Here is a 25,170-nt window from a genome sequence, read left to right on the forward strand (position 1 = left end):
ATAGTGTTCCTTTTCTGCTTCAGATGTCCAAAGACTCGACCCAGAAGAACTCGCGTTCGGAGTCGTAGTCATAGAGAACTACGCGGCTGCCCGCCGTCAGGTTGCCTTGACCCGCCTGCCGAACGTCCACAATGGCCGTCGACCCGTCGGCGGCGGCGACTTCGGCCTGTCCGAAGTCGTGCGTGACCGACGAGGTGCGGATGACCGCTGCCCTTCCGACGAAATCCTTCCGGCTCGGTTCCCTCGCGGGACCGAACACCCGGCGTAGTGGCACCACGATCACCCTCGTCCCGAGTGTGCCGAGGACGAGCGCGACGGCGAGCACGCCGACCCCGAACCCGATCCTCGATGGTGTCGAAAGCTCAAGGTCATCGAGTAGAACCGTCCCTGCCAGGCTGGCGAACCAGGTGAATGCGATCAGCAAAGAGAGCGAAATGGACAGTGGGACGCCGCCGAACCCCGCGAGGAGCCCGTCGCCGCCGTCGAAGTCGTCGACCTCGACGGCACCGAGCAATGCCAGCAGCCAGTAGCCGATCACCACGATCAGCAGGAAGCTGAAGAGCACGGCCGGAAACCCCAGAGCCGCGGTGACGAACCCGCCCATCGCCGTCGTTCCCTCCCCATTACCCCGGGTCAGGACTATAACCAGCGCGTGAGGGCCGGCGGGCCGTTTTCGGCTACGACTGGGTCACGGTGTGCGGAAGCGTGCGGGGTCACCCGCCGCATTCACCCCTCTGAATGCGGCGTGGCCGGGACCCGAAGGCGGAACTCGCGTGATCGAAGGCGTAACTCGGTATGCGGCCTCCGATCACGCGAGTTACGGCTCCGATCACGCGAGTTACGCCTCCAAGCACGCGAGTTCGCCCGAACCGCCCGCCGATTCGTCCTCTGGGCGCGAGGCGGAGACGGAACAGAGGCGGCCGGGTGCGGAGCGTTACGCCGACCGGCCGCCCGGAAGCCATCCGGTTGGCCCTGTCGCGCCCTCGGAGCGAGCCCTACTCTCCAGTATTGAGAGTGACACAGGACACACCACGGTCTTGGGAGGCTCCATGGGGTGGCACGTTCGCGAAACGATCGACGAGGATCGGCGCGAACGGCGGATCCGCCATGTCACCCGATGTCTGAGCTGCACGCTCACCTGCGTCCATTGTGGACTTCCCGCGAGATTCTCCGTGCCCGCCGGGCATCCCGGCCTCGGCGTCGTCGAACACCTCCCCGGCGTGACCTCTCCCGGTCTCCCCGATCTCGCGCTGCTGCACCGATTCTGCCGCGACAATCTCGCCGCGGAGCCGGGGATCGCGCTCAGGCGCGCCTATCTCGGCCTGGCGACCGAACTCTTCGAAACGGGACGGCGGATCCGCCGCCACCGCAGGCTCGGCGTGCATCCGCCACGGCCGGGACATCTCGAGGCCTACCGAAAACGGTGGCGAGTGGCCAAAATGCGGTACGCCTGCAAGGCGTGCCGGTACTACACCGGCTCTCACTGAGCCGATTCTCCCCGGAGGACTCGTGCTCGTTCGTCTCATCCTCGGTCTGCTCATCACCGTCGCCGGCCTCGCCTTCGCCGCCCGCCGCGCCGCCTGGCTCTACAGACTGATCCGCTCCGGCCAGCCGGACGAGAAACGCTCCGACGTCATGGCCGTCCGCGCGAAAACGCATCTGGCCGAGGTCTTCGGGCAGCGCAAACTGCTCAAATGGTCCGTCCCCGGGCTCGCGCATCTGTTCACGTTCTGGGGTTTCGTGATCCTCGGCTCGGTCTACGTCGAGGCGTACGGCGCCCTCTTCGACCACGACTTCCACATCCCGCTCATCGGGCACTGGGCGGTACTGGGGTTCCTGCAGGACTTCATCGCGGTCGCGGTGCTCGTCTCGCTCGCGGTCTTCGCGGTCATCCGGATCCGCCAGGCACCCGAACGGAAAGAGCGCGCGTCGCGGTTCTTCGGGTCGCACACCGGCGGCGCCTGGCTGATCCTTTTCATGATCTTCAACGTGATCTGGACGATGTTCCTCTTCCGCGGCGCGTCGGCGGCGGTCGGCGTCTTCCCGTACGAGTCGGGCGCGTGGGTGTCCCTCGGCGTGGGCGAACTCCTGGAGCCGCTGGGCGCGTCAGTCACCGAGCCGCTGGAGACCGTCGGGCTGCTGCTGCACATCGGCGTGATGCTGGCGTTCCTGTCGATCGTGCTCTACTCCAAGCACCTGCACATCTTCCTGGCGCCGGTCAACGTCACCGCGAAACGGCTCCCGGACGCGCTCGGCCCGCTGCTGCCGATGGAATCCGGCGGCAAGCCGATCGACTTCGAGGATCCGGGCGAGGACGACACGTTCGGCCGCGGCAAGATCGAGGACTTCACGTGGAAGGGCATGCTCGACTTCGCCACCTGCACCGAATGCGGGCGCTGCCAGTCGCAGTGCCCGGCGTGGAACACCGGGAAACCGTTGTCCCCCAAGCTGTTGATCATGGATCTGCGCGACCATCTCTTCGAGAAGGCGCCGTACATCCTGGACGGCAAGGAGGCGCCCGAAGAGCGTCCGCTCGTCGGCACCAAGGAGGACTTCGGCGTCATCGACCCGGACGTCCTCTGGTCTTGCACCACCTGCGGCGCGTGCGTCGAACAGTGCCCGGTCGACATCGAGCACGTGGACCACGTCGTGGACATGCGCCGCTACCAGGTGATGATCGAGTCGGCGTTCCCGAGCGAGCTCGGGGTGCTGTTCAAGAACCTCGAAACCAAGGGGAATCCTTGGGGCCAGAACAACTCCGACCGCCTCGCCTGGACGAAGGACCTCGGCTTCGAGGTGCCGGTCTTCGACGGTGAACTCGCCGACGACGTCGAGTACGTCTACTGGGTCGGGTGCGCGGGCGCGTTCGACGACAACGCCCGCAAGACCGTCCGCGCCACGGCGGAGCTCCTGCATCTCGCCGGCGTGAAGTACACGATCCTCGGCACCGACGAGTCGTGCACCGGCGACCCGGCGCGCCGCTCCGGCAACGAGTTCCTCTTCCAGATGCTCGCGCAGCAGACCGTCGAGACGCTGAACGCGGTGTTCGAGGGCCGTGAACCGGGGACGCGCAAGATCGTCACCACCTGCCCGCACTGCCTGAACACCCTCGGCCGCGAGTACCCGCAACTGGACGGGAACTACGAGGTCCTGCACCACACGCAACTGCTGAACCGGCTCGTCCGCGCGGGCAAGCTGACGCCGGTCAAACCGGTCGACGCCGGCCCGGTGACCTACCACGACCCGTGTTACCTCGGCCGCCACAACAAGGTCTACGAGCCGCCGCGCGAACTCGTCGGCGCGACCGGCGCGACGCTCAGCGAGATGCCGCGGCACGCGGACCGTTCACTGTGCTGCGGCGCCGGCGGAGCGCGGATGTGGATGGAGGAGCAGATCGGCAAGCGCATCAACCTCGAACGCGTCGACGAAGCGCTCGGCACGGACGCCGAAACCATCGTCACCGGCTGCCCGTTCTGCCGCGTGATGCTGAACGACGGTCTCGTTCAGCGGCAGAGCGAACAGCGTGGCGAGAACGTCACCGTGCGCGACGTCTCCCAGCTCCTGCTGGAAACAGTGAAGGAGCGCGACCGGACCGCGACGGAGATTTAAGGCACACGAGAGTTGGAAGTTCGGCACACCGAACTCTAGACTCAGGGGATGGCGAATCTGCGCAAGACCGTGTGTGCGCTGGCGGCGTCCGCACTCGTCCTTTCCGCGTGCGGCGGGCCCGCCGGCGGCACGGACGACAAGCGGCCCGTGGTCCTGACGACGTTCACGGTCCTGGCGGACATCGCCTCGAACGTCGCGGGCGACAAGCTGAAGGTCGAGTCGATCACCAAGCCCGGCGCGGAGATCCACGGCTACGAGCCCACGCCGGACGACATCAAGAAGGCCGCGAAGGCGGACTTGATCCTCGACAACGGGCTGAACCTGGAGGCGTGGTTCGCCCGGTTCGTCAAGGAAAGCGACGCGCCGCACAAGGTGGTCAGCGAAGGCGTCCAGCCCATCGCCATCGGTGAAGACGCCTATCAGGGCAAGCCGAACCCGCACGCGTGGATGTCCCCGAAGAATGTGGGGATCTACGTGGACAACATGGTGAAGGCGTTCAGCGAGCTCTCCTCCGGCGACGCCGCCGTGTTCAAGGCCAACGGCGACGCGTACAAGGCGAAGCTGCAGCAGGTGCAGGACGAGATGACGAACGCGCTGAGCACCCTGCCGAAGAACGAGCGTGCCTTGGTCACCTGCGAAGGCGCCTTCTCCTACCTCGCGCGCGACACCGGCCTCACCGAGCGGTACATCTGGGCGGTCAACGCCGAACAGCAGGCGACCCCGCAGCAGATCACCCGCGCCATCGGATTCGTCAAGGAGAACAAGGTCCCCGCGGTGTTCTGCGAGTCGACCGTCTCCGACGCCCCGATGCAGCAGGTCGTCTCGGCGACCGGGGCCGCGTTCGGCGGCGTGCTCTTCGTCGATTCCCTGTCCGGGCCCGAAGGTCCGGTGCCGACGTACCTCGACCTCATCCGCCACGACTCGAAGACGATCGTCGCCGCGCTCACCGGGGCGAAGCCGTGACGGCGGCGATCCGCGTCGAAGGCGTCACCGTCCACTACGGCGACGTCCTCGCGCTCGACGGTGTCGACGTCACGCTCGCGCACGGTCACGTCTGTGGACTGGTCGGGATGAACGGCTCCGGCAAGTCGACGCTGTTCAAGACGATCATGGGCATGGTCCGGCCGGACACCGGCACGGTGTCGATCGACGGCGGCTCCCCCGCCCGCGCCCGCAAGACCGGCGTGATCGGTTATGTGCCGCAGAGCGAGGACGTCGACTGGTCGTTCCCGCTGTCCGTGCGGGACGTCGTGATGACCGGCCGCTACGGGCGGCTCGGCTTCACCCGCCGCCCGCGCCGCGCCGACCACGAAGCCGTCGACCACGCGCTGGAGCGGGTCGAGCTGACCGAACTCGCCGGACGGCAGATCGGCCAGCTGTCCGGCGGGCAGCGCAAACGCGCGTTCGTCGCGCGCGGGATCGCCCAGGGCGCCCGTGTGCTGCTGCTGGACGAGCCGTTCGCCGGAGTGGACAAGCGCTCCGAGGCCACGATCACCCGGCTGCTCAAGGAACTCGCGGCCGACGGCGCCGCGGTGCTGATCTCCACACACGACCTGCACGCGCTGCCCGGCCTGGCCGACGAGGCGATCCTGCTGATGCGCAAGGTGCTCGCGCACGGCTCCCCCGGCGAGGTGCTCCGGCCCGAGAATCTCGCGCTGGCCTTCGGACTCGACGTCCTGCAACGGGAAGAAGAACCCGCGTGAGCCTCTACGACCTGTTCCTGGAACCGCTGAGCTACGACTTCATGGTGCGGGCGCTGGCGTCCACGGTCGTCGCTTCCGCGGTCTGCGCGGTGCTCTCCTGCTGGCTGGTGCTGATCGGCTGGTCGCTGATGGGCGACGCGGTCTCGCACGCCGTGCTGCCCGGTGTCGTGCTCGCGTACGTCCTCGGCGCGCCCTTCGCGCTGGGCGCCGTGGTCTTCGGCTTCCTCGCCGTGGCGCTGATCGGCGTCGTCCGGGACACCAGCCGGGTCAAGGAGGACGCCGCGATCGGCATCGTGTTCACCACGTTGTTCGCGCTCGGGCTGGTGCTGATCTCGGTGACACCGAGCCAGACCGACCTGAACCACATCATCTTCGGCAACCTCCTCGGCGTCGACACCTCGGATCTGATCCAGATCGGCGTCCTCGGCGCGATCACGCTCACCGTGCTGGTGCTCAAACGCCGCGATTTCACCTTGTACGCCTTCGATCCCACGCACGCGCACGCGATCGGGCTCAACCCGCGGGTGCTCGGCGCCGCGCTGCTCGGCCTGCTCGCGCTGACCGCGGTGGTGGCGCTGCAGGTGGTCGGCGTGATCCTGGTGGTGGCGATGCTGATCATCCCCGGCGCGACGGCGTACCTGCTGACCGACCGGTTCGGCCGCATGCTGGTGATCGCGCCGTCGTTCTCGGTGCTCGCGGCGGTGGCCGGGCTGTACCTGAGCTACCACCTCGACACCGCGTCCGGCGGGATGATCGTGCTGGTGCAGGGCGCCGGGTTCACCCTGGTGTACCTGTTCGGGCCGCGCCACGGGATCGTCGGGAAGCGCCTGGCCAAGCGGCGGCGAGAGCTCGCGAGGGGCTGAAGGACGCTTTCCCCGCATGCGATGCGACGAAAGCGTCCTTCACCGCGTGAGACGCGGTGAAAGCGTCCTTCAGCTCCCGTAACCGGACAATCACCCCGCGCTCTGTGTCTCTCGTGACATGGGTCTGAGCCGCACCTTAGGTTAGGCTCCCCTCATGTCTACGGAAGACGCGCTGCTCACCGGCCATGACCTGGTGCTCGCGCACCAAGAGCGGGCCGTGGTGGACGGGGTGTCCCTGTCCTTGCGCGCCGGAACGGTGACCGCGCTGGTCGGGCCGAACGGTTCCGGCAAGTCGACGCTCCTGCGTTCGCTGGCGCGGCTCCACAAGCCCCGGGAGGGCGGCGTCCGGCTCGGTGAACGCCCCGTCTGGGGCGGCAACGCGTTGTCCGGCAAGGAATTCGCCCGCCAGGTCACGCTGCTGACCCAGCACCGGCCCACACCGAGCGGGGTCTCCGTGCGCGACGTCGTCTCCTACGGCCGGTATCCGTACCGCTCCGGCTGGCGCGGGGTCGACATCGACGGCGCCGCCGCGATCCGCCGCGCGATGGAGCTCACCGGCGTGACGGCGATGGCCGAACGCGGTGTCGACGAGCTCTCCGGCGGCGAGCTCCAGCGTGTCTGGCTCGCTTCGTGTCTCGCGCAGCAGACCTCGGTGCTGCTGCTCGACGAGCCCACCAACCATCTCGACCTGCGCTACCAGGTCGAGATCCTCGACGTCGTCCGCGATCTGGCCAACGAAGGCGTCGCGGTCGGCGTGGTGCTGCACGACCTCGACCACGCGGCGATCATCGCCGACGAGGTCGTGCTGCTGAGCGAGGGAACCATCGTGGCCACGGGTGACATCGGGCAGGTGCTCACCTCCGAACACCTTTCCCAGGCCTACGGCGTCACCGTCCACGTCGCGAACGACCCGGTGACGGGCGCGATCCACTGCAGGCCACTCGGGCGTCATTCGCCCAGGCCCGCCTGAGAAATCCAGGAAGAACCATGCGTTTGCTGACCCCTGCCGCCCTCGTCGCGGCGACGGCCCTGCTGTTGTCCGCCTGCGGTACCACGGAGAACACCGCGGCCGCGCCGAGCGAATCCGCCGCCGCGAGCGGGCCGGTCACGGTGACCGACGCGCGCGGCAAGGCCGTCACCCTCAAAGCCCCGGCGAAGCGTGTCGTCGCGCTGGAGTGGGGCGAGGCCGAGATGGTCGCTTCGCTCGGCGTCATGCCGGTCGGCGCCGCGGACGTCGCGGGCTACAACGTCTGGGACAAGGCGGCCCCGCTGACCGCCGAGGTCAAGGACGTCGGCAAGCGCAACGAGCCCAGCGTCGACGCGATCGTCGGGCTGAACCCCGACGTCGTCATCATCGCCGACGAGCGCGACTCGACCCTGGTCCCGCAGATCGAGAAGTACGTGCCGGTCGTGGTGACCAAGTCCAGCGACGCGAGCCGGAACTTCGACCGCCTGCGCGAAGACTTCAAGCTGGTCGCCAAAACCGTCGGCAAGGAGTCCGAAGCGGACAAGGTACTGTCCGAAATGGACGCCAAACTCGCCGAGGGCAAGAAGGCCGTCGAGGCCAAGGGCGCCGCGGGCACCCCGTTCCTGATGGCCGACGGCTACCTCGAAGGCAGCACCGTCAGTATCCGGCCGTTCGGCAAGGGTTCGCTGGTCTCCGACACCGCCGAGGCCGTCGGCCTGAAGAACGCCTGGACCGGCAAGGTCGACCCGCAGTGGGGTCTCGGCCAGACCGACGTCGAGGGCCTGACCGCGATCACCGACCCGAAGACCGTGCTGTTCTACAGCGCGTCCGAGGAGGACGTCTTCACCACCGGGCTCGCGCAGAACGCCGTCTACCAGCGGCTGCCGTTCGTGGTGTCGAAGAAGATCCACAAGCTCGACGCGGGCACGTGGACCTTCGGCGGACCGAAGTCGATCATCATGACCGCCGACCAGATCGTGAAGGCCGTCACCGCCTGATGACGACGAAGGTCCGAGGTACTTCTCCCCGCCGAGGACTCGTCGAAACGGTCCGGTCGCCGCAGACGATCCGCACCGCGGTGGTGTCGGCGGGACTGGTGGTGCTCATCGCCGTCCTCGCCGGCATCCACCTGACGCAGGGCACTTCGACGTCCGGCCCGCTGGACGTGGTGAAGGCGCTCTTCGGCCAGGGCGACGCGCAAACCCTCGCGGTGCTGGAGGGTGCGCGCGTCCCCCGGCTGCTCGCCGCGTTGCTGCTCGGGGTCGCGCTCGGCGTCGCGGGCGCGGGAATGCAGTCCGTGGCACGGAATCCGCTCGCCTCACCCGACACCCTCGCGGTCAACGCGGGCGCGCATTTCGCCGTGGTCGCCATCTCCGCGTTCGGTCTCTCGCTCCCGCTCGTGCCGGTGGGCGGGGCGGCGTTCGCGGGCGGGCTCGCCGCGGCCGTCGTCGTGCTCGGTCTCGCGGGCGGAGGCGCCGCGAGCCCGCGGCTGGTGCTCGTCGGCTCGGCGATGCTGCTGGCGCTGCAGTCGGTGACCGTCCTGCTGTTGCTCCTTTTCGAGGAGGAGACGTCCGGGCTGTTCGCCTGGGGCAGCGGTTCGCTGACGGTGGCCGACCTGCGCGCGACCGGCCAGATGACGCCGATCGTGGTGCTCGCCGTGGTGGCGCTCATCGCGATGGGCGGCAAACTCGACATCCTCGCCCTCGGCGACGACAACGCGACCGTGCTCGGCCTGCGCGTCCGCCGGACACGGGTCACCGCGATCGTGCTGACCGTCGCGCTGACCGCGGCGGCGGTGACCGTCGCCGGACCGGTCGGGTTCGTCGGGCTGAGCGCCCCGGTGATCACACGCCTGCTGCTGCCGATCGCCAAACATCGCGCCCTGCTGCCGGTTTCCGGGCTGATCGGTGTCGTCACGGTACTCGGCGCCGACGTCGTCCTGCGGGCGATCATGGGTTCGGCCGACGCCGTGCGGGTGCCGACCGGTGTGGTGACCACGATCGTCGGCGCCGTCGTGATGGTGTGGCTGGCACGGCGCGGCAGGGGAAGCGGCTCGCGTCGTCCCGCTCCCGCCGGGCGGGTCGGGGTCGCCGGATCGACCCGGCGGCTCGTGGTCATTTCCGTCGTACTGGTGGCGCTGCTCGCCGTCGTCCCGGTGGTGGGCCTGATGCTGGGCGACCGCATGGTGCTGCTCGGCGACCTCGCGAACTGGGTCACCGGCGATACCGGGACCGCGCTCACCTTCGTGCTGGACCAACGGCTTCCGCGGGTGCTGGCCGCAGTGCTCGCCGGTGCCGCGCTGGCCGTGTCCGGCTGCGGGATCCAGTCGGTCAGCCGCAACCCGCTCGCCGAACCCGGGCTGCTCGGCATCACCGCGGGCGCCGGGCTCGGCGCGATCACGCTGATCACCATCGTCCCCGCGGTCGGCGCCTGGTCGATCGCCGGTGCCGCCGGTGCCGGTGCGACCGTGGTGTTCCTGCTGGTCTACGGGCTGGCGTGGCGGTCGGGGCTGGATTCGGACCGGCTGGTGATCATCGGTATCGCGGTCTGGTCGGCCGGGATGGCGCTGATCACGCTGCTGATCGTGGTCTCCGACCCGTGGAACTCGGCCAAGGCGCTGACCTGGCTTTCCGGGTCGACCTACGGCCGCACGCTGGAACAGGTCGTGCCGGTGGCGCTCGCGCTCCTCGCGCTGACGCCGTTGCTGTGGTTCAAACACCGCGAACTCGACCTGCACGCCCTCGACGAGGACACCCCGCGCGTGCTCGGGATGCGCATCGAACGGTCGCGGCTGGTGGTGCTGGCGGCATCCGGGATCCTGGCGGCCACCGCGGTGTCCGCCATCGGCGTGGTCGTCTTCGTCGGTCTGGTCGCTCCGCATCTGGCTCGTTCGCTGGTCGGTGGACGGCACGGCCGGGTCGTCCCGGTGGCCGCGGCGCTCGGTGCGCTGCTGGTGAGCGTCGCGGACACCCTGGGGCGGACGGTCATCGCGCCCGCCCAGATCCCGGCGGGTCTGGTCATCGCGATGGTCGGGACGCCGTACTTCGTGCTGGTGCTCTGGAAGACCCGGCCGTAGCGAGCCGTCAGGATGCCGGGCCCACCTCCCACTCCGGGTGGCCCGGCATCCGCGGCAGGGTTCCGGAGGCGTACAGCCAGCTCCGCAGGAACGGGCCGAGGTCCTGGCCCGCCACCCTGGACGCGGTCGCGATGAACTGCCCGGTACCGGCGACCTTGTCGTGGTTCTCGGCGACCCAGGCCCGCTCGATCCGCTGGAAGGTCTCGGGGCCCACCTGTTGCCGCAGCGCGTACAGCGTCAGTGCTCCGCCTTGATAGGCCCCGGATGCGAACGGCCGGTTGTCGTCGAACCCGAAACTCGCCGGATCCGGAGCGGCGATCGGACCGTTCTCGGTGAGCCAGGAACGATGGGAGCGATACGAGCTCCGCGCCGAGGCGTCCAGCGCGTTCCCATGATGCGCTTCGCCCCACAGCCATTCGTAGAAGACCGCGTGCCCCTCGCTCAACCACAGATCGCCCCACCGCGCCGGGGACACGGAATTCCCGAACCATTCGTGGGCGAGTTCGTGCGCGATGACGGCGTCCGCGCCGCTCTGGTCGAAGTTCTCGGGCGTGAGCTGATCCGAGTTCAGCCAGGTGAGCCCTTGAGTCTCCGTGGCCCCGCCGGTCGGGGTCGCGTAGGCACCCGCGACCCGGCCCGGGAACGGGCCGAGCCGCTGCCCGAGGAACTCGATGGCCGTCCGATACGTCTCGTCGAGCCGGGGCAGGATCGCCGCGGACTTGTCCGTGGGCAGCGCGTACCGCAGGTCGATTCCGCCCGGCCCCCGCCGATGGGTGACGGTGAGCGGGCCGACGCCGACCTGAAGCAGCTGGGTGGAGATCGGCCGCGGTTCGTCGAAGACGCGGGTGGTGCGGCCGCCGGCCGTGGTGGTGGCGGCCAAGCGTCCATTCGCGACGGACATCGCCGCGCCGGACGTGGTGACCTCGGTGGTGGTGGGCGCCTTCGCCGACGGATGATCGCTCACCGCCAGCACGCGCCGCGCGCCGGTGGGCTGGGTGTGGAGCTGGACGTAGTCACCGGCCCGCCACAGACCGTTGACGAGGTCCTCGGGTTTTTCGGGTGGGTTCGCCAAAAGGTCGGGGCGGTGTTGAACACCGTGACGGCGACGGTGAACCGCGTTCCGTCCCGCACCGGCCGGGCCGGGGTGATGACCAGCTCCCCGTCCGGAGTGGTCCGCCAGGCCGCCGGTTTCCCTTCCACCGCGACGGAACGGACCTGAGGGCCGAGCAGGTCCAGGTCGAAGCGCGACAACGACTGCGTGGCGCGCAGGCTGAGCCGCGACGTCGCCGTGTACGACGAGAGGTCCGGCGCGAAGTCGAAGGACAGCCGCTGCCGCTCGACCCGATAGCCGCCGTTGCCCGCGGTCGGCCAGAACGGATCGCCGATACCCGGCGCCCCTGGGGACGGCGCGGGTGCGGCGACGGCCGGTGGCCCGGCGAGCAGCAGCGTCACCGCGAGGCCGGCGACGGCGTAGGTCCGTGCTTTGTGGTGCATACCGCCAGCCTGGCCCGATCCGCGCCGAAATGGATCAACCGTTCGGCCGATACGGGGTCAACCGCATGGCCCGAGAAGTCCCTCAAGGAGGCCTTCACGGACAGGCGACGATCTCAACTCCTTTCGCGATGAGATGGGATGGCGTGGTTCCGGACTGGCTGGCAGTCCAACCATCTACAAAGGACGCTTCACGACGAGTGAACGCCCGTTCATGTCCCCAAAGAGGATTAGAACGATCATTCCGGGCATCGAGCCGGTATTGGTGTCCCTTGTGGACGCTTCAGGGTCATGATCAGCCCCACGGCTCGCATCACGACACGTTTGCCTCACCGCTCGTGTCCAAGTACATGAAGGGGCCCTTCACCGCATGCGATGCGGTGAAGGGCCCCTTCGCGGCGTCTGATGCAGGGAAAGTCCCCTTCAGCCCACGGAGCTAGAGGGCCTTCTGGAGGTGCGTCGCCAGCAGCTTGGTGAAGCGCGCGGGGTCGGCCAGTTCGCCGCCTTCGGCGAGCAAAGCCATGCCGTACAACAGTTCCGCGGTCTCCGCGAGCCCGTCGTTCTCCCCCTTCGAGGCGAAGGCGTCCCGCAGCCCGGACACCAGCGGGTGCCCCGGGTTCAGCTCCAGGATCCGCTTGATCTGCGGCAGTTCCTGGCCCATCGCGCGGTACATCTTCTCCAGCGTCGGGGTGACGTCGTTCGTGTCGCCGACGATGCAGGCGGGCGACGTCGTCAGCCGCGACGAAAGCCGGACCTCCTTGACCTGCTCCCCGAGCGTCGTCGTCAGCCAGGTCAGCAGCCCGGAGAACTCTTCCTTCTGCTCGTCGGTGGTGTCGGAGTCGAGTTCGACCTCGCCCTTCGCGACCGACTGGAACTGCTTCTCCTCGTAGCCGGCGACGGCGTCGACCCACATCTCGTCGATCGGGTCGGTGAGCACGAGCACCTCGTACCCCTTGGCCTGGAAGGCTTCCAGATGCGGGGAGTTCTCGATGCTCTGCCGCGATTCACCGGTCAGGTAGTAGATGTGCTCCTGGCCGTCCTTCATCCGCTCGATGTACTCACGCAGCGACGTGAGCTTCTCCGGGTCGTTCGTCGAGGCGAATGAGCAGATGTCGAGGATCGCGGTGCGGTTCTCGTGGTCGTCCAGCAGGCCTTCCTTGACGGCGCGGCCGAACTCCTTCCAGAACGTGTCGTACTTGTAGCGGTTCTCGTCGGCCATCAGGGTCTTGACCGTCGACAGCACCTTCTTGACCAGCCGGCGGCGGATCAGCTGGATCTGCCGGTCCTGCTGCAGGATCTCGCGCGAGACGTTGAGCGAGAGGTCCTGCGCGTCGACGACGCCCTTCACGAAGCGCAGGTACTCCGGCATCAGCGCTTCGCAGTCGTCCATGATGAAGACGCGCTTCACGTACAGCTGGACACCGCGTTTGCGCTCCCGCATGAACAGGTCGAGCGGCGCGTGCCCCGGCAGGAACAGCAGCGCCTGGTACTCGAAGGTGCCCTCGGCCTGGAGCCGGATCGTCTCCAGCGGGTCGTTCCAGTCGTGCGCGACGTGCTTGTAGAACTCGTTGTACTCGTCTTCGGTGACGTCGGACGACGGGCGGGCCCACAGCGCCTTCATCGAGTTGACCGTGACGACCTCTTCGCCTTCGGTCATCCGGATGGGCCAGGTGATGAAGTCCGAGTACTTCTTGACGATCTGCTTGATCTTCGTGGCCGAGGTGTAGTCGAAGAGCTGGTCTTCGGCGTCCTCGGGCTTGAGGTGCAGGACGACCGACGTGCCCTGCGGCAGGTCCGGGACCGTCTCGATGGTGTACGTGCCTTCGCCCTCGGACTCCCAGCGGACGCCCTCGTCCGATCCGGCGCGGCGGGTCAGCAGCGTGACCTTGTCGGCCACCATGAAGCTGGCGTAGAAGCCGATGCCGAATTGGCCGATCAGATCCTGCGAAGCCGCGGAATCCTTGGTCTCCTTCAGTTTCTTCAGGAATTCGGCGGTGCCGGATTTCGCGATCGTGCCGATCAGCGCCACGACGTCGTCCCGGCTCATCCCGATTCCGTTGTCCCGCACGGTGAGGGTGCGGTTTTCGGGGTCGGTCGCGATCTCGATGTGGAGATCGTCGGTGTCCGCCTGGAGTTCCTTGTCACGGAAGGCCTCAAGGCGGAGTTTGTCCAGTGCGTCGGAGGCGTTGGACACCAGTTCCCGCAGGAAGGTGTCCTTGTTCGAGTAGATCGAGTGGATCATCAGCTGAAGCAGCTGACGTGCCTCCGACTGGAACTCGAGTGTTTCGGCAGAGGTTGTCACGGGCCGATATTACCCAGCGCGCGACAGGCTCAGGCCAGCCTCCGCCTGGCCACTTCGACCAGCCCGTCCCCGGTGGCCTGTTCGATCGTGGTGACGCAGGCCCGGCCCTCGGTCTCGACCGTGGCGATGACGTTGCCGAAATGCGGACCGGACACCTTGGACCAGGTCAGCGGGTCGGGTGCGACACCGCCCCGGCGCGCCCAGCGGCGCGCGATCGACGCCACCGGGGACGACCAGGTGGCGGCGAAGGCCAGCCGGAGCGAGCGCGGCATGGCGTTGTGGACCGGGGAACAGGTGAGCTGGAAGACGGTCGAGATCACCGGCTCGGGATAGCGCGCCTCGGCGATGTAGGCGTGGTGGACGTCGCCCGAGAGCACCGCGATGGTGGCGGGCGGATCGTCCCGGCGTCCTTCACGCGCGATCATCGCCGCGAGCCGGTCGAACGACGCGCGGAAGGACGCCCAGTGTTCGAGGTCCGCGGCCTGGCGGATCTTCTCCGCGAGCCGTCCGCGCCACCCGGGACGGTCGCAGGCACGCTCGTTCAGCGACTGCAGGTGGGAGACGACCGGAGGCAGCAGCCACGGGAGCGACGAGCCGATCAGCAGGTGGTCACAGGGCGACGCGGCGTTGTTTTCGATCCAGTCGAATTCGTCGTCGTCGACCATGGCCCTGGCGCCTCCCGCCAGGATCCGGCCTGCCCGGCTGTCGATGACCAGCAGCCGCACTCCGCCGAAGTCGCGGCGATAACTCCAACGCGCGCCTTTGGTGCCGTCGCGTTCACTGTCGGCTTCGTCGGCGAACGCGACGAGCGAGCCTGCGTTGTCCTCGCCGGAGACGATGGCCCGCTGGAAGGCCGGGTCCTCGGCGAGTTCGGCCGGGCCGAGGTTCCCGAGATGCTGGTAGACCCAGTACGACATGATCGCCCCGCGCAGCCGCTCCTTCCACCACGGCCGCGCGCGCATCCGCTCTCGCCACGAGTGGGAGGTGTTCCAGTCGTCACGGACGTCGTGGTCGTCGAAGATCATCGACGTCGGCACGGTGGACAGCAGCCACCGGATCGAAGGCTCACCCCAGGCTTCGAGGTAGAGGTGGGTGTACTCCTCGAAATCCTTCACCTCCGTTCCCGGCGGCTCGGAGATGTCGCGGCGCTGTTTCAGCCATTCCTGCGTCTCTTCGGTGGTCTCGTCCGCGTAGACCTGGTCGCCCAGCATCAGCAGCCCCTGCGGCCACTCGGTTTCGTCGCCCGCCGCCATCCGGCGGGCGTAGGCGACCAGGGCGTCCGGGCCGAGGGAGGCGGCGTCGTGCGGTTTGCGGCACGAGCCGAACACGAGCCGGACCCGTGACTCGTTCCCGGGCAGGGTCCGGATCCGGCTCGGCGGGAACCCGGAATCGGCGAGAGGCCACACCTTCTCGCCGTCCACGCGCACTTCGTATTCGACACACGAGCCGGGTTCGAGACCGGTCAGCACGAGCAGGGCGTAGTGGTGGCCCTTGATCTCGAACGTCCTCGCGGTCGTGCCGAGGACTTCGACCTCACTCGCGGCGGTGGTCTCGACCCACACCGTCGCCGACGTCTCGTCGACATGCCGCAGCAGCGGCCCCAGGCGCAGACTCATGCCCGGAACGGTGCCACAGGGAAGCCAAGATCGTGCGCTGAGCGGACCCCCTCAGCCGAGCCGCGAGAAGATCTCGCGGATCTCGGCCAGGGACTTCTCCCGTTCGGCGTCGTCCTCGTACCAGCCTTCGGCGGCCCTGTCCTCGACGATCAGCTCGGGGGTGAACTCCTCACCGAACCGGTAGTCGCCGAGGCAGTAGGTGAAACCCGACTCGCTCAGCGGGTCCAGGCCCTCCCGGTGGCAGTGGTCGAGGAAGCCTTCGGCCTGCGCCCACTTCGTGCCGTCGAACCAGAACACGCCGCCGGCGTAGAGGATCGTCGCCCCTGTCTCCCCATCGACGATGTTCAGGGATTCGTAGTTCTCCGGCCGGTTCCGCACCAGCGCGACGAGATCTTCGGGGACACCGCCGTAGAGCGACTCCTGCACCGCGTAGGTGCCTTCGGCGTACAGGTTCAGCGCCGATTCGTGGTCGAAGGTCAGCAGCAGCGCGTGTCCGCCCGGGGTGAAGTACCAGACGGCCGACTGGCCGCCACCGTCGTTCCAGGCGTAGCGCACCGCGCCGTCGACCGCGATCGGCTCGATCTCGGTGACCGCGTCGATCACCGCGGCACGCCGCCGCACCTCGTCGAGGGATGTCGCACCGAGGGCCGCCCAGATCTCTTCGCTCACCCGCGCAGACTACCGGTGCGCACGTGGCCGATCCGGATCCGCTGCGGGTGGTCGCCGACCGGGACGGACTTCACCTTCGCGCCGGTCGCGAAGTCGATCGCGGTCACCTGGTCCGATCCGCTTTCCGAGATGACGCAGTGCTTTCCGTCGCCGCTCACGGTCGCCCAGTACGGCTTCGCGGCGGTCACGAGCTGCCCTTCCCGCAGGCTCGCGCGGTCCACGATGGTCGCGTAGTCGTCCATCGTCCCGGCGACGCAGAGCTTGTCACCCGCGGGGCTCATCGAAAGCCCGTGGTGGCGCGAGTCGTTGACCCAGGTCGTGCGGTCTTCGCTGGTGTTCGGGTTCTTCGGCAGCGTCTTCGACCGCGTGATCCGGTCGGTGGCGACGTCGTATTCGAGGAGACCGTTGAAGAAGGACACCTGGAAGTACAGCTTCGACTCGTCCGGGGTGAAGGCCACCGGCCGGACGGCGTCGGAGAGGTCCTTGCGCCCGAAAGCGTCCAAGCGCTCACGCATGTCGATCACCTTGACCTGCTGGAAGGTCTTCGCGTCGACCACGGTGAGTTTCCGGTCGCCCTTGGTGAAGTCCTGCCACGGCGCGTCGAGCGCGGTGTTCACTTCGCCGATCGAGCTGTTCCAGAGGTACCGGCCGCCGTCGGTGTAGGTGTTCTCGTGCGGTTTGTCGCCGGTCTTGAACGAGCCGAGCTGCCGTCCGGTCTCGATGTCGAGCACGTGGACGGTGTTCGACGTCGAGGCCGACACCGCGATGCTGCGTCCGTCCGGCGACACCGCCATGTGGTCGGAGCGGAAACCCGACACCGGGAACCGCCAGTTGACGCCGCCGGTGGCGAGGTCGATCGACACGACGTCGGCGAAACTCGGGCGGGACGCGACCACCGCGCGGCCGTCCGGGGTGGTGTAGAGGTCGTCGACGAGCTGGTCGTGTCCCTCGCCGACGCCGTTGCGGATGCCGAGGAAGAACGCGAGCTTGATCGGGTTCAGGTAGATCTCGGTGAGCCGCTCGTCCTTGTCCGGCACCATGTTCACGCGCGCGATCTTGGCGTAGTCGCCGGAGGGCGCGATGACGTCCGCGGTCCCTTCCCAGTTGTTGCCCACGAACAGCACCTGCCGCAGGCCGTCTTGCGCCGCGGCGGCGGGCGCCGAGCCCAGTGCCGCGGCGACGCAGGTCACGAGGACGGTGTTCAGCAGCCGGCGTTTCCGCATCACGCGCACCTTTCGGCGAGGGCCTGTTACCTTTCGGTAGCTCACAGGAAACCAACCGGCCGGACACCCTCGGTAGGGGACGGTCGCCAAGGACCGCCGGTTTCGTTGTGCACCGGGCACAATCCGCGCGGGAAGGCGGTGGCGATGGCGCACCGGTCGCTCCACGACGTGCTGGCCGCGATGGCCGCCGACGCCGACGTCGTCGACGAAGTGGTCCGGGCCGCCCGCACGGAGTCACCGGAGGTGGCGACCCTGCCGGTAAGCGAGAACCGGCGGCACGTCGCGATCGTGCTCGCCGCCGGGCTCGCCTCCTTCGACCGGCCAGGTGGGGCCGGGGAGCAGGACTACGCCGCGGCCGCCGTGCTCGGCGCGGACAGGGCCGCGCAGGGTGTCCCGCTCGCCGCGCTGCTGCGCGGGGTGCAGGCGGGCCGCAGCCGCGCGGTGGAGATCGCCGTCGAACGCGGCAAGGCGGCCGGGGTGTCGGACGACGTCATGCTGGCGGCGCTGGTCGACTTCGACCGGAACACGCGCGCGCTCGAACGGCAGGTCATCGCCGGCTATCACGAGGCCGAACTCGAACTCACCCGGACGGTGCACGACAGCCGCGCCCGGGTGCTGCGGCGGCTGCTGGGCGGCGACACGGCGGCGCCCTCGGCCGAGGAGGTCGCGAACGCCGGGCTGAACCCGGGCGGGCGTTACCACTGCCTGCTTTCCGACGTCGGCGATCCGTACCAGGCGCGCGTCGTCGAGCGGCGGCTCGGCGCGACGGGCGGCGTCTTCGGTCTGGTCGACGGGCGGCTGACCGGGCTGGCGCCCCGGCTTCCCGCCCCGTCGGCGCTCGGGGACGACGTCCTCATGGTGGTCTCCCCCGCCGTCCCGCTCGCGGAGGTCCGCGGGATGCACGCGCTGTGCGTGATGGCGCTGCCGACGGCCGCGCGGTCCCGCGGTCTGCACGCGGTGGCCGATCTGGCCGTCGAGACCGCGCTCGCCGCCCAGCCGGGGCTCGCCGCGCTGCTCGGTGACACCCTGCTGAGCGCGCTGACACCGGGCGACGACTTCCACGAGCAACTCGTCTCGACGGCGCTGGCCTACCTCGATCACGGGCGGCGGCTCGACCAGACGGCCGCGGCGCTGCACGTCCACGCGAACACCGTGCGGTACCGGCTCGCCCGGCTCGGCGAGATCACCGGGGCGTCGCTCGACCCGCCGGAAGACGACGGCGGCACGCATGTGCGGCACACCGTCGGCTGGTGGTGGGCGCTGCGCACCTGGCGATCGGGCTGAACCTCCGGGCCCCGCCGTCCGTGTAACCCGGTGAAGGCTGTCCACCCGGAAGGAACCCGCCTTGTCGGTTTTCACGCGCCCCGCCCTCGTGGGCCTGCCCGGCGACCGGACGGCCGCCCGCGACATCGCGTCCAGCGCGGTGACCACCCTGTCCGCCGTTCTCGTGCTGTTCGCGCTGCTCGCGCCGAACGACCTCGACGCGCTGACCCCCGCGGCGTTCGTGCGCTTGCCGGTGGAGGCGCTGCTCGGAGTGGCGGTGGTGCTCATGCTGCGCGACGGCGCCCGGCGGATCGTCGCGGTGTCGGCCGGCGCGCTCCTCGGGCTGCTGACCGTGTTCAAGGCCATCGACATCGGATTCGGGCTCGCGCTCGACCGGCGGTTCAACCCGGTTTTCGACTGGGGCGTGCTCGGCAACGGCGTCGACCTGCTCGGCACGTCGATCGGCCGGGCGGGCGCGATCGCGTCGTTCGCCGGGCTGACGCTGCTCGCGGTGGTGGTGATCGTGCTGATGGCGCTGGCCGTGCAGCGGTTGAGCCGGGTCGTGGCCGGGCGGCGCACGGCGTCGACCAGGGTGACGGCCGTGCTCAGCGTGGTCTGGATGGTGTGCGCGGTCTCCGGCGCGCAGCTCGCTCCGGGACAGCCCCTCGCTTCGCGCAGCGCGGTGGCCTTCGCCTACGACGACCTCCGCCAGGTTCGGGCCGGTATCCGGGACAGGCAGGCCTTCGCCGAGGAAGTCGCCGTCGACGCCTTCCGTGACACGCCGTCTTCCGGACTGCTGAACGCGTTGCGCGGCAAGGACGTGCTGTTCACCTTCATCGAGAGCTACGGCCGGGTGGCCGTCCAGGACTCGGACATCGCGCCCAAGGTCGACGCGGTCCTCGACGCCGGGACCGCGCGGCTGAAGAACTCCGGATACGGCTCGCGCAGCGCGTTCCTGACGTCGCCGACGACGAGCGCGGGCAGCTGGCTGGCGCATTCCACGTTCCAATCCGGGGTGTGGGTCGACAGCCAGCACCGCTACGACGACTTCGTGAAGACCGACCGATTCACCCTCGGCGGCGCGTTCAAACGCGCGGGCTGGCAGACCGTCGGTGTCGTCCCGGCGCACACCGAGGACTGGCCGGAGGGCAAGGTCTACGGCTACGACCGCTACTACGACTCTCGAAACATCGGGTACCGCGGCCCGCCGTTCTCCTACGCCACGATGCCGGACCAGTTCACGCTTTCGGCTTTCCAGCGCGCCGAACGCGATCGGAACCGCCCGCCGCTCATGGCGGAGATCGACCTCGTCACCAGTCACTGGCCGTGGACACCGCTCCCCCGCACGGTCGACTGGGCCGCCGTCGGCGACGGATCCATCTACAACCCCATGCCCTCGCAAGGGAAAACGCCCGAAGAGGTCTTCACCGACCCCGCCAAGGTGCGCGGCGCGTACGGCGACTCGATCGCGTATTCGCTGAACTCGCTCGTCTCGTACGTGGAGACGTACGGCGACGACGACCTCGTCCTCGTGTTCCTGGGCGACCACCAGCCGAACCCGATCGTCGCCGGCGCGGGCGCGGATCACGACGTCCCGATCACCGTGGTCACGCGGGACAAGGCGGTGCTCGACAAGGTCGCGGCCTGGAACTGGCAGGACGGCCTGAACCCGGACCGGAACGCGCCGGTATGGCGAATGGACACGTTCCGGGACCGGTTCCTGACCGCCTTCGCCCGCTAGCCGGTCGCGTCGCGATATCGATCGGCCAGCTCGCGCAAGTAGTCGACCAATTGCGGGGGTTCGGTCACCCGGAAGGGGAGATTGAGCAGTCCCAAGTGGACGGCCATCGTCTCGATGCTGTCCGCGCCGGTGTGCAGCACGCAGGTGTTCGCGTCGACGGCCTCCACCGTCCCGACGGCGGGGTTGATCCGCGCGGTCACCTCTTCGGCGGACGCGTGCACGGTGACGTCGGCCCGGTATCGCCACGCGGCGGACGACACCCCGCGCCGCACGCGGTCCGTGACGTCTTCGGGCAGCTCGCGCGCGGTGAACCGCGGACCGGTCGGGATCCGCGGGGTCAGCCTGTCGACCCGGAAGGTGCGCCAGTCGCCGCGGTCGAGGTCCCAGGCGACCAGATACCAGCGGCGTCCCCAGTTCACCAGGCGATAAGGCTCCGTCTTGCGGACGGTTTCCGAACCGTCGTGGGCCCGGTAGCCGAAGCGCAGCACCTCGCGATCCCGGCAGCAGGCCGTCAGCACGGTGAGCGTCTCGGCGGCGACGCGCGGGCCGGGCTCGTCCCTCGGCACCGGGATCGTGTACGCCTGCAAGGCGTTCACGCGGCGGCGCAACCGGGATGGCAGCACCTGCTCCAGTTTGGCGAGCGCGCGCAAGGACGTCTCCTCGACGCCCGCGATGGTGCCGCCCGCCGCGGTGCGGAGGCCGATCGCGACCGCGACGGCCTCCTCGTCGTCCAGCAGCAGCGGCGGCAGGTCGGCGCCCGCGCCGAGCCGGTAGCCGCCGACGGAACCGCGGGTCGCGTTCACCGGGTACCCGAGCGCGCGGAGGCGCTCGACGTCGTTGCGGATCGTGCGGGCGCTGACCTCCAGGCGTTCCGCCAGTTCGGTGCCGGTCCAGTCGCGGGGCGTCTGCAGCAGGGAGAGCAGACGGAGCAGTCTTGCCGAGGTTTCCAACATTTCTTTAGGCTGCTCCTCCATTAGGAACGGGATGTTCCTAATGGCACTCTACCTTGGTCTTATGAACGCAAACACCGAGATCAAGCCCTTCCGCGTCGAGGTCCCGCAGGCCGAGCTGGACGACCTCGCCGACCGCCTGGCCCGCGTCCGCTGGGCGAACGAACTTCCCGCCGACCAGGTGACCGACGGGGTGCAGCGCGGACCGGTCACGCCGGGCTGGGAGTACGGCGTGCCGCTGGAGTACGTGCGACGGCTGGTCTCGTACTGGCGCGAGGGCTACGACTGGCGCAAGTGGGAGGCGAAGCTCAACGAGTACCCGCAGTTCACCACGGAGATCGACGGGCAGAACATCCACTTCCTGCACGTTCGCTCGCCTGAGCCGGACGCGAAACCGCTGATCCTCACCCACGGCTGGCCGAACTCGGTCTTCGAATACCTCGACCTGATCGACCAGCTGACCGACCCGGTTGCTCACGGGGGCGAGGCGGCGGACGCGTTCCACGTGGTCATCCCGTCGCTGCCCGGGTTCGGCTTCTCCGGCCCGACGCGGGAGAAGGGCTGGAACCGGTACCGCACGGCCCGGGCTTGGGCCGAGCTGATGCGCCGCCTCGGCTACGAGCGCTACGGCACGCACGGGAACGACGCCGGCTCGTTCGTCGCCCCCGAGGTCGGCCGCGTCGACGCCGACCACGTGCTCGGCGTGCACGTCACGCAGCTGTTCTCGTTCCCCAGCGGCGACCCGGCGGAGTTCGAGGGCATGACCGAGAAGGAACTGGAGTACCTGCAGTTCCTCCAGGCCTTCAACGACGACATGTCCGGCTACGCGAAGCTCCAGGAGAGCGCGCCGCAGAACCTCGCGCACGCGCTGGCCGACTCGCCGACCGGGCAACTGGCGTGGAGCGCCCAGCTGCTGTCGGCGACGAGCGACGACCACGTGCTCACCAACGCCACGCTGTACTGGCTGACCAACACCGCGGCTTCGGCGGCGCGGTTCTACTACGAGGACAAGCACACGGAGCACCCCGCCGAGCCGACGACCGCGCCGACCGGGCTGGCGAGTTTCGCCTACGACTTCCGGCCGCTGCGGCGCTTCGCCGAGCGGGACCACGCGAACATCGTTTCGTGGCAGGAATTCGACCGCGGCAGCCACTGGGCGACGCAGGACGCCCCGGACCTGCTCGTCGGCGACATCCGCACCTTCTTCCGCAAGCTTTCCTGAACGCTGCGGCGGGGTGCTGGGGCGCGTCTCGTGAGTGGCAAGGACGGTTAGAACCGTCCTTGCCACTCACGAGGCCCCAGCGCCGTCCAGCACTGCCATGGCCTCCGCGCCCAGCTCCAGCGTGAAGGCCGGCCGGATCGCCTCGTAGTGTTCCCAGGTCCGCGGCCCGATCAGCGGCAGCACGCGCGGCGACGTCTGGCGCAGCAGCCACGCGAGGGCGACCTGGTTCCCGGTCGCCCCCACCTCCCGCGCCACGGCCTCGACGGCGGCCATCCGCGCCTCACCGTCCGCACCGGCGTAGGTCTGCCAGACGGGATGCGCCAGCCGTCGCGCGGAGTCGTCGTAGATCCCGCGCAGGAGCGACGAGTACGCGGCGAGCGCGATGTCTTCGTTGTCCCGCAAGAAGTCGAGCATGTCCCCGGTGGCCAGCGACGCCGAATCGGCCACCGGCCGCAGGTACGAGTGCTGCACCTGGACGGCCACCGGCGCAGCCCAGCCGTGCCGCTCCGCGAGCGCGCGGATCCGTTCCAGACGCCAGGCGCGGACATTGCTCCAGCCGCTCTGCCGCACCTTCCCCGCGCGGACGATCTCGTCGAGCGCGGCGAGCGTCTCCTCCAGCGGGGTCGCCCGGTCGTCGACGTGGATGTAGTACAGATCGATGTGGTCGGTGCCGAGCCGCCGCAGGCTTTCGTCGACACCGCGCCGGATCACGTCACCGCCCGCGCCCTCGAAATGCCGTCCGATGTAGTCCCAGTCCGCGGTGCCGTCGTCGTGGTACCCCTTGCGCGCGCTGTCGGCGTCGGCGACCGCGGCCGACCCCTTCGTCGCGAGGAAGACCTTGTCCCGCCTGCCTTTCAGCAGTTTCCCGAGCAGTTCCTCGCTCTCCCCGCCCGCCGCGCCGGGCACCCACCACGAGTAGCAGTTCGCGGTGTCGAGGAAGTCGCCGCCGTCGTCGAGGTACGCGTCCAGGATCCGCGCCGAGGTCCGCTCGTCGGTGGCGGTGCCCATCGTCATGCACCCGAGCGAGACCTGGCTGACCTTCCGGCCGGTCCGGCCGAGTTCCACCTTTTCCATGGTCTGGACCTTATGCGTGGATCGGTCCGGTACTACAGTCCGCTCACATGACTGAATCCCAGACCAATCTGGCTTGGGACGTGCTTCTCGACCTCTCCGGGCCGGGCCCCAGGCACGAGCGGCTCGCCAGGGCGCTGCGCACCGTGATCCGCGAAGGCACGCTCGGCTCCGGCGCCGCGCTGCCGCCCAGCCGCACCCTCGCCGCGGATCTGGGTTGCTCCCGCTGGGTGATCACGCAGGCGTACGAGCAACTGATCGCGGAGGGCTACCTCGCCGCGCGCACCGGATCGGGCACCGTCGTGCGCTGGTCGGCGTCGGGCGCCGAACCCGCGAAACCCGCCGCGCGCAAGGTGTCGCCGCCCGAGATCGACCTCGCGCCGGGTCTGCCCGATCTGCGGCACTTCCCTCGGACGCGCTGGGCGGAAGCGCTCCGCGAAGTACTCGTGAACGCGCCCCACGGCGAGTTCGGCTACCCCGTCCCGGGCGGGCATCCGCGTCTCCGCGCCGTGCTCGCCGACCACCTCCGCCGCTGCCGGGGTGCGGTCGTCGACGACGTGCGGATCGCGTCCGGCGTCACCGACGCGTTCGGCCGCCTGTGCCGGGCGATGCTCGCGGCCGGGATCACCCGCGTCGCGGCCGAAGACCCCGGCTGGCACATCCTGCGCCGCGTCGCGACACGCGCCGGACTCGACGTCGTCAGCGTCCCGGTCGACGAAGACGGGCTCCGCGTCGAAGAGATCCCTCCCGGCGTCCGCGCCGTCCTCGTCACCCCGGCGCACCAGTTCCCCACCGGCACCGTCCTCTCCCCCGCCCGCCGCGCCGGTCTGCTGGCCTGGGCACGCGAGGCCGACGGCCTGATCATCGAGGACGATTACGACGCCGAGTTCCGCTACGACCGGCGTCCGGTCGGGACGGTGCAGGGGATGGATCCGGCGAGGGTCGCACTGCTCGGGTCGGTCAGCAAGACGCTCAGTCCCGCGCTCGGCCTCGGCTGGTACGCCGTCCCTCCACAGTGGACAGACAGGGTCGAGTCCTCGCCCACTCCGCCGGCGCTGGACCAGTTGGCGTTCGCGGCCTTCCTCGAACGCGGCTCGTACGACCGGCATCTGCGCGCGGCCCGGCGCCGCTACCGCGCCAGGCGCGACGCCCTGGTCGCCGCGCTCGGCCCGCTGCCCCTGTCCGGCGTCGCCGCCGGTCTGCACCTCGTGCTGGGGCTGCCCGGCGGATCCGCCGCCGCGGTAGTGGAACGGGCGGCGGCCAAGGGACTGCGCGTGGCCGACCTCGACGACTACCGCGTGACACCCGGCGAACCCGGGCTGGTCCTCGGCTACGGCAACCTCGCGGACGGTTCCGTCGGCACCGCCGCCCGCCTGCTGCGGGAGGCCATCGCGCGGTGAGGGC

The 25,170-nt window shown here is 69.3% G+C and carries 21 protein-coding genes; 12 read left to right on the forward strand and 9 right to left on the reverse strand.

Annotation, left to right across the window (positions count from 1 at the left end; translation table 11 throughout):
• Positions 1 to 19 precede the first annotated feature (19 nt).
• Positions 20 to 604 (reverse strand): hypothetical protein, encoded by a 585-nt coding sequence (locus tag MJQ72_RS34565; RefSeq protein WP_240595276.1) that lies wholly within the window; start codon positions 602 to 604, stop codon positions 20 to 22.
• 445 nt (positions 605 to 1,049) lie between these two features.
• On the opposite strand from MJQ72_RS34565, the gene MJQ72_RS34570 reads away from it, so the two are divergent.
• From MJQ72_RS34570 to MJQ72_RS34605, 8 genes are all read left to right on the forward strand, one after another.
• Positions 1,050 to 1,487, forward strand: coding sequence for a hypothetical protein (locus MJQ72_RS34570; RefSeq protein WP_240595277.1), 438 nt, complete (start codon positions 1,050 to 1,052; stop codon positions 1,485 to 1,487).
• Positions 1,488 to 1,509: 22 nt separating this feature from the next.
• A complete protein-coding gene (locus tag MJQ72_RS34575; protein ID WP_240595278.1) occupies positions 1,510 to 3,609 on the forward strand; it encodes a (Fe-S)-binding protein in 2,100 nt (699 codons plus the stop codon).
• Between the two features lie 48 nt (positions 3,610 to 3,657).
• A complete protein-coding gene (locus MJQ72_RS34580) occupies positions 3,658 to 4,572 on the forward strand; it encodes a metal ABC transporter substrate-binding protein (protein WP_063271529.1) in 915 nt (304 codons plus the stop codon).
• Positions 4,569 to 5,312: a metal ABC transporter ATP-binding protein gene (locus MJQ72_RS34585; protein WP_240595279.1), complete on the forward strand. Its 744-nt coding sequence runs from the start codon at positions 4,569 to 4,571 to the stop codon at positions 5,310 to 5,312. Before MJQ72_RS34580 ends, MJQ72_RS34585 begins: the two co-directional genes overlap by 4 nt.
• Positions 5,309 to 6,175 (forward strand): metal ABC transporter permease, encoded by an 867-nt coding sequence (locus MJQ72_RS34590; RefSeq protein WP_240595280.1) that lies wholly within the window; start codon positions 5,309 to 5,311, stop codon positions 6,173 to 6,175. Before MJQ72_RS34585 ends, MJQ72_RS34590 begins: the two co-directional genes overlap by 4 nt.
• A gap of 154 nt (positions 6,176 to 6,329) precedes the next feature.
• A complete protein-coding gene (locus tag MJQ72_RS34595) occupies positions 6,330 to 7,145 on the forward strand; it encodes an ABC transporter ATP-binding protein (RefSeq protein WP_125690353.1) in 816 nt (271 codons plus the stop codon).
• Positions 7,146 to 7,162: 17 nt separating this feature from the next.
• Complete coding sequence (locus MJQ72_RS34600) at positions 7,163 to 8,140, forward strand: iron-siderophore ABC transporter substrate-binding protein (protein WP_240595281.1); 978 nt, start codon at positions 7,163 to 7,165, stop codon at positions 8,138 to 8,140.
• A complete protein-coding gene (locus tag MJQ72_RS34605; RefSeq protein WP_240595282.1) occupies positions 8,140 to 10,218 on the forward strand; it encodes an iron ABC transporter permease in 2,079 nt (692 codons plus the stop codon). Before MJQ72_RS34600 ends, MJQ72_RS34605 begins: the two co-directional genes overlap by 1 nt.
• Before the next feature lie 7 nt (positions 10,219 to 10,225).
• On the opposite strand, the gene MJQ72_RS34610 is transcribed toward MJQ72_RS34605, so the two are convergent.
• The 6 genes from MJQ72_RS34610 to MJQ72_RS34635 all read right to left on the reverse strand — a co-directional run bounded on the left by MJQ72_RS34610 (position 10,226) and on the right by MJQ72_RS34635 (position 17,519).
• The gene (locus tag MJQ72_RS34610) at positions 10,226 to 11,182 is read right to left on the reverse strand and encodes a M1 family aminopeptidase (protein ID WP_240595283.1); all 957 of its coding nucleotides are present in this window, start codon (positions 11,180 to 11,182) and stop codon (positions 10,226 to 10,228) included.
• A complete protein-coding gene (locus MJQ72_RS34615; RefSeq protein WP_240595284.1) occupies positions 11,179 to 11,712 on the reverse strand; it encodes a hypothetical protein in 534 nt (177 codons plus the stop codon). The genes MJQ72_RS34610 and MJQ72_RS34615 overlap by 4 nt, the downstream gene beginning before the upstream one ends.
• Before the next feature lie 433 nt (positions 11,713 to 12,145).
• Complete coding sequence (gene htpG / locus MJQ72_RS34620; protein WP_240595285.1) at positions 12,146 to 14,011, reverse strand: molecular chaperone HtpG; 1,866 nt, start codon at positions 14,009 to 14,011, stop codon at positions 12,146 to 12,148.
• Between the two features lie 29 nt (positions 14,012 to 14,040).
• Positions 14,041 to 15,627, reverse strand: a complete 1,587-nt coding sequence (locus tag MJQ72_RS34625; RefSeq protein WP_240595286.1) for an alkaline phosphatase D family protein — start codon at positions 15,625 to 15,627, stop codon at positions 14,041 to 14,043.
• A 51-nt stretch (positions 15,628 to 15,678) separates the two neighbouring features.
• Positions 15,679 to 16,296 carry a hypothetical protein gene (locus MJQ72_RS34630; protein ID WP_240595287.1) on the reverse strand — a complete coding sequence of 206 codons (618 nt, stop codon included), beginning with the start codon at positions 16,294 to 16,296 and terminating at the stop codon, positions 15,679 to 15,681.
• Positions 16,293 to 17,519: a YncE family protein gene (locus MJQ72_RS34635; protein ID WP_240595288.1), complete on the reverse strand. Its 1,227-nt coding sequence runs from the start codon at positions 17,517 to 17,519 to the stop codon at positions 16,293 to 16,295. The genes MJQ72_RS34630 and MJQ72_RS34635 overlap by 4 nt, the downstream gene beginning before the upstream one ends.
• Before the next feature lie 144 nt (positions 17,520 to 17,663).
• Here MJQ72_RS34635 and MJQ72_RS34640 point away from each other — a divergent pair, with 144 nt between their 5' ends.
• Together MJQ72_RS34640 and MJQ72_RS34645 are read left to right on the forward strand one after the other, a co-directional pair.
• Positions 17,664 to 18,803 (forward strand): CdaR family transcriptional regulator, encoded by a 1,140-nt coding sequence (locus MJQ72_RS34640; protein ID WP_240595289.1) that lies wholly within the window; start codon positions 17,664 to 17,666, stop codon positions 18,801 to 18,803.
• A gap of 61 nt (positions 18,804 to 18,864) precedes the next feature.
• The gene (locus MJQ72_RS34645) at positions 18,865 to 20,523 is read left to right on the forward strand and encodes a sulfatase-like hydrolase/transferase (protein WP_240595290.1); all 1,659 of its coding nucleotides are present in this window, start codon (positions 18,865 to 18,867) and stop codon (positions 20,521 to 20,523) included.
• Here the strand turns inward: MJQ72_RS34645 and MJQ72_RS34650 are convergent.
• Positions 20,520 to 21,476 carry a YafY family protein gene (locus MJQ72_RS34650; RefSeq protein WP_240595291.1) on the reverse strand — a complete coding sequence of 319 codons (957 nt, stop codon included), beginning with the start codon at positions 21,474 to 21,476 and terminating at the stop codon, positions 20,520 to 20,522. The two genes, MJQ72_RS34645 and MJQ72_RS34650, sit on opposite strands and share 4 nt — an antisense overlap.
• A 61-nt stretch (positions 21,477 to 21,537) precedes the next feature.
• Between MJQ72_RS34650 and MJQ72_RS34655 the strand changes: the two genes are divergently transcribed.
• Positions 21,538 to 22,695, forward strand: coding sequence for an epoxide hydrolase family protein (locus tag MJQ72_RS34655; protein ID WP_240595292.1), 1,158 nt, complete (start codon positions 21,538 to 21,540; stop codon positions 22,693 to 22,695).
• 66 nt (positions 22,696 to 22,761) lie between these two features.
• Here the strand turns inward: MJQ72_RS34655 and MJQ72_RS34660 are convergent, their stop codons facing one another.
• A complete protein-coding gene (locus MJQ72_RS34660; RefSeq protein ID WP_240595293.1) occupies positions 22,762 to 23,769 on the reverse strand; it encodes an aldo/keto reductase in 1,008 nt (335 codons plus the stop codon).
• 47 nt (positions 23,770 to 23,816) lie between these two features.
• Between MJQ72_RS34660 and MJQ72_RS34665 the strand changes: the two genes are divergently transcribed.
• Positions 23,817 to 25,166, forward strand: coding sequence for a PLP-dependent aminotransferase family protein (locus tag MJQ72_RS34665; RefSeq protein ID WP_240595294.1), 1,350 nt, complete (start codon positions 23,817 to 23,819; stop codon positions 25,164 to 25,166).
• Positions 25,167 to 25,170: the final 4 nt, after the last annotated feature.

This window comes from Amycolatopsis sp. EV170708-02-1 (assembly GCF_022479115.1).
Lineage (GTDB): Bacteria > Actinomycetota > Actinomycetes > Mycobacteriales > Pseudonocardiaceae > Amycolatopsis.

What these genes read in the sequence shown, in the direction of transcription:
- MJQ72_RS34635 (WP_240595288.1), bottom strand. Translation starts at nt 17,519, where the DNA reads ATGCGGAAACGCCGGCTGCTGAACACCGTCCTCGTGACCTGCGTCGCC.
- MJQ72_RS34650 (WP_240595291.1), bottom strand. Translation starts at nt 21,476, where the DNA reads ATGTTGGAAACCTCGGCAAGACTGCTCCGTCTGCTCTCCCTGCTGCAG.
- MJQ72_RS34570 (WP_240595277.1), top strand. Translation starts at nt 1,050, where the DNA reads ATGGGGTGGCACGTTCGCGAAACGATCGACGAGGATCGGCGCGAACGG.
- MJQ72_RS34595 (WP_125690353.1), top strand. Translation starts at nt 6,330, where the DNA reads ATGTCTACGGAAGACGCGCTGCTCACCGGCCATGACCTGGTGCTCGCG.
- MJQ72_RS34655 (WP_240595292.1), top strand. Translation starts at nt 21,538, where the DNA reads ATGAACGCAAACACCGAGATCAAGCCCTTCCGCGTCGAGGTCCCGCAG.
- MJQ72_RS34605 (WP_240595282.1), top strand. Translation starts at nt 8,140, where the DNA reads ATGACGACGAAGGTCCGAGGTACTTCTCCCCGCCGAGGACTCGTCGAA.
- MJQ72_RS34600 (WP_240595281.1), top strand. Translation starts at nt 7,163, where the DNA reads ATGCGTTTGCTGACCCCTGCCGCCCTCGTCGCGGCGACGGCCCTGCTG.
- MJQ72_RS34580 (WP_063271529.1), top strand. Translation starts at nt 3,658, where the DNA reads ATGGCGAATCTGCGCAAGACCGTGTGTGCGCTGGCGGCGTCCGCACTC.
- MJQ72_RS34660 (WP_240595293.1), bottom strand. Translation starts at nt 23,769, where the DNA reads ATGGAAAAGGTGGAACTCGGCCGGACCGGCCGGAAGGTCAGCCAGGTC.
- MJQ72_RS34615 (WP_240595284.1), bottom strand. Translation starts at nt 11,712, where the DNA reads ATGCACCACAAAGCACGGACCTACGCCGTCGCCGGCCTCGCGGTGACG.
- MJQ72_RS34625 (WP_240595286.1), bottom strand. Translation starts at nt 15,627, where the DNA reads ATGAGTCTGCGCCTGGGGCCGCTGCTGCGGCATGTCGACGAGACGTCG.
- MJQ72_RS34665 (WP_240595294.1), top strand. Translation starts at nt 23,817, where the DNA reads ATGACTGAATCCCAGACCAATCTGGCTTGGGACGTGCTTCTCGACCTC.
- MJQ72_RS34640 (WP_240595289.1), top strand. Translation starts at nt 17,664, where the DNA reads ATGGCGCACCGGTCGCTCCACGACGTGCTGGCCGCGATGGCCGCCGAC.
- MJQ72_RS34565 (WP_240595276.1), bottom strand. Translation starts at nt 604, where the DNA reads ATGGGCGGGTTCGTCACCGCGGCTCTGGGGTTTCCGGCCGTGCTCTTC.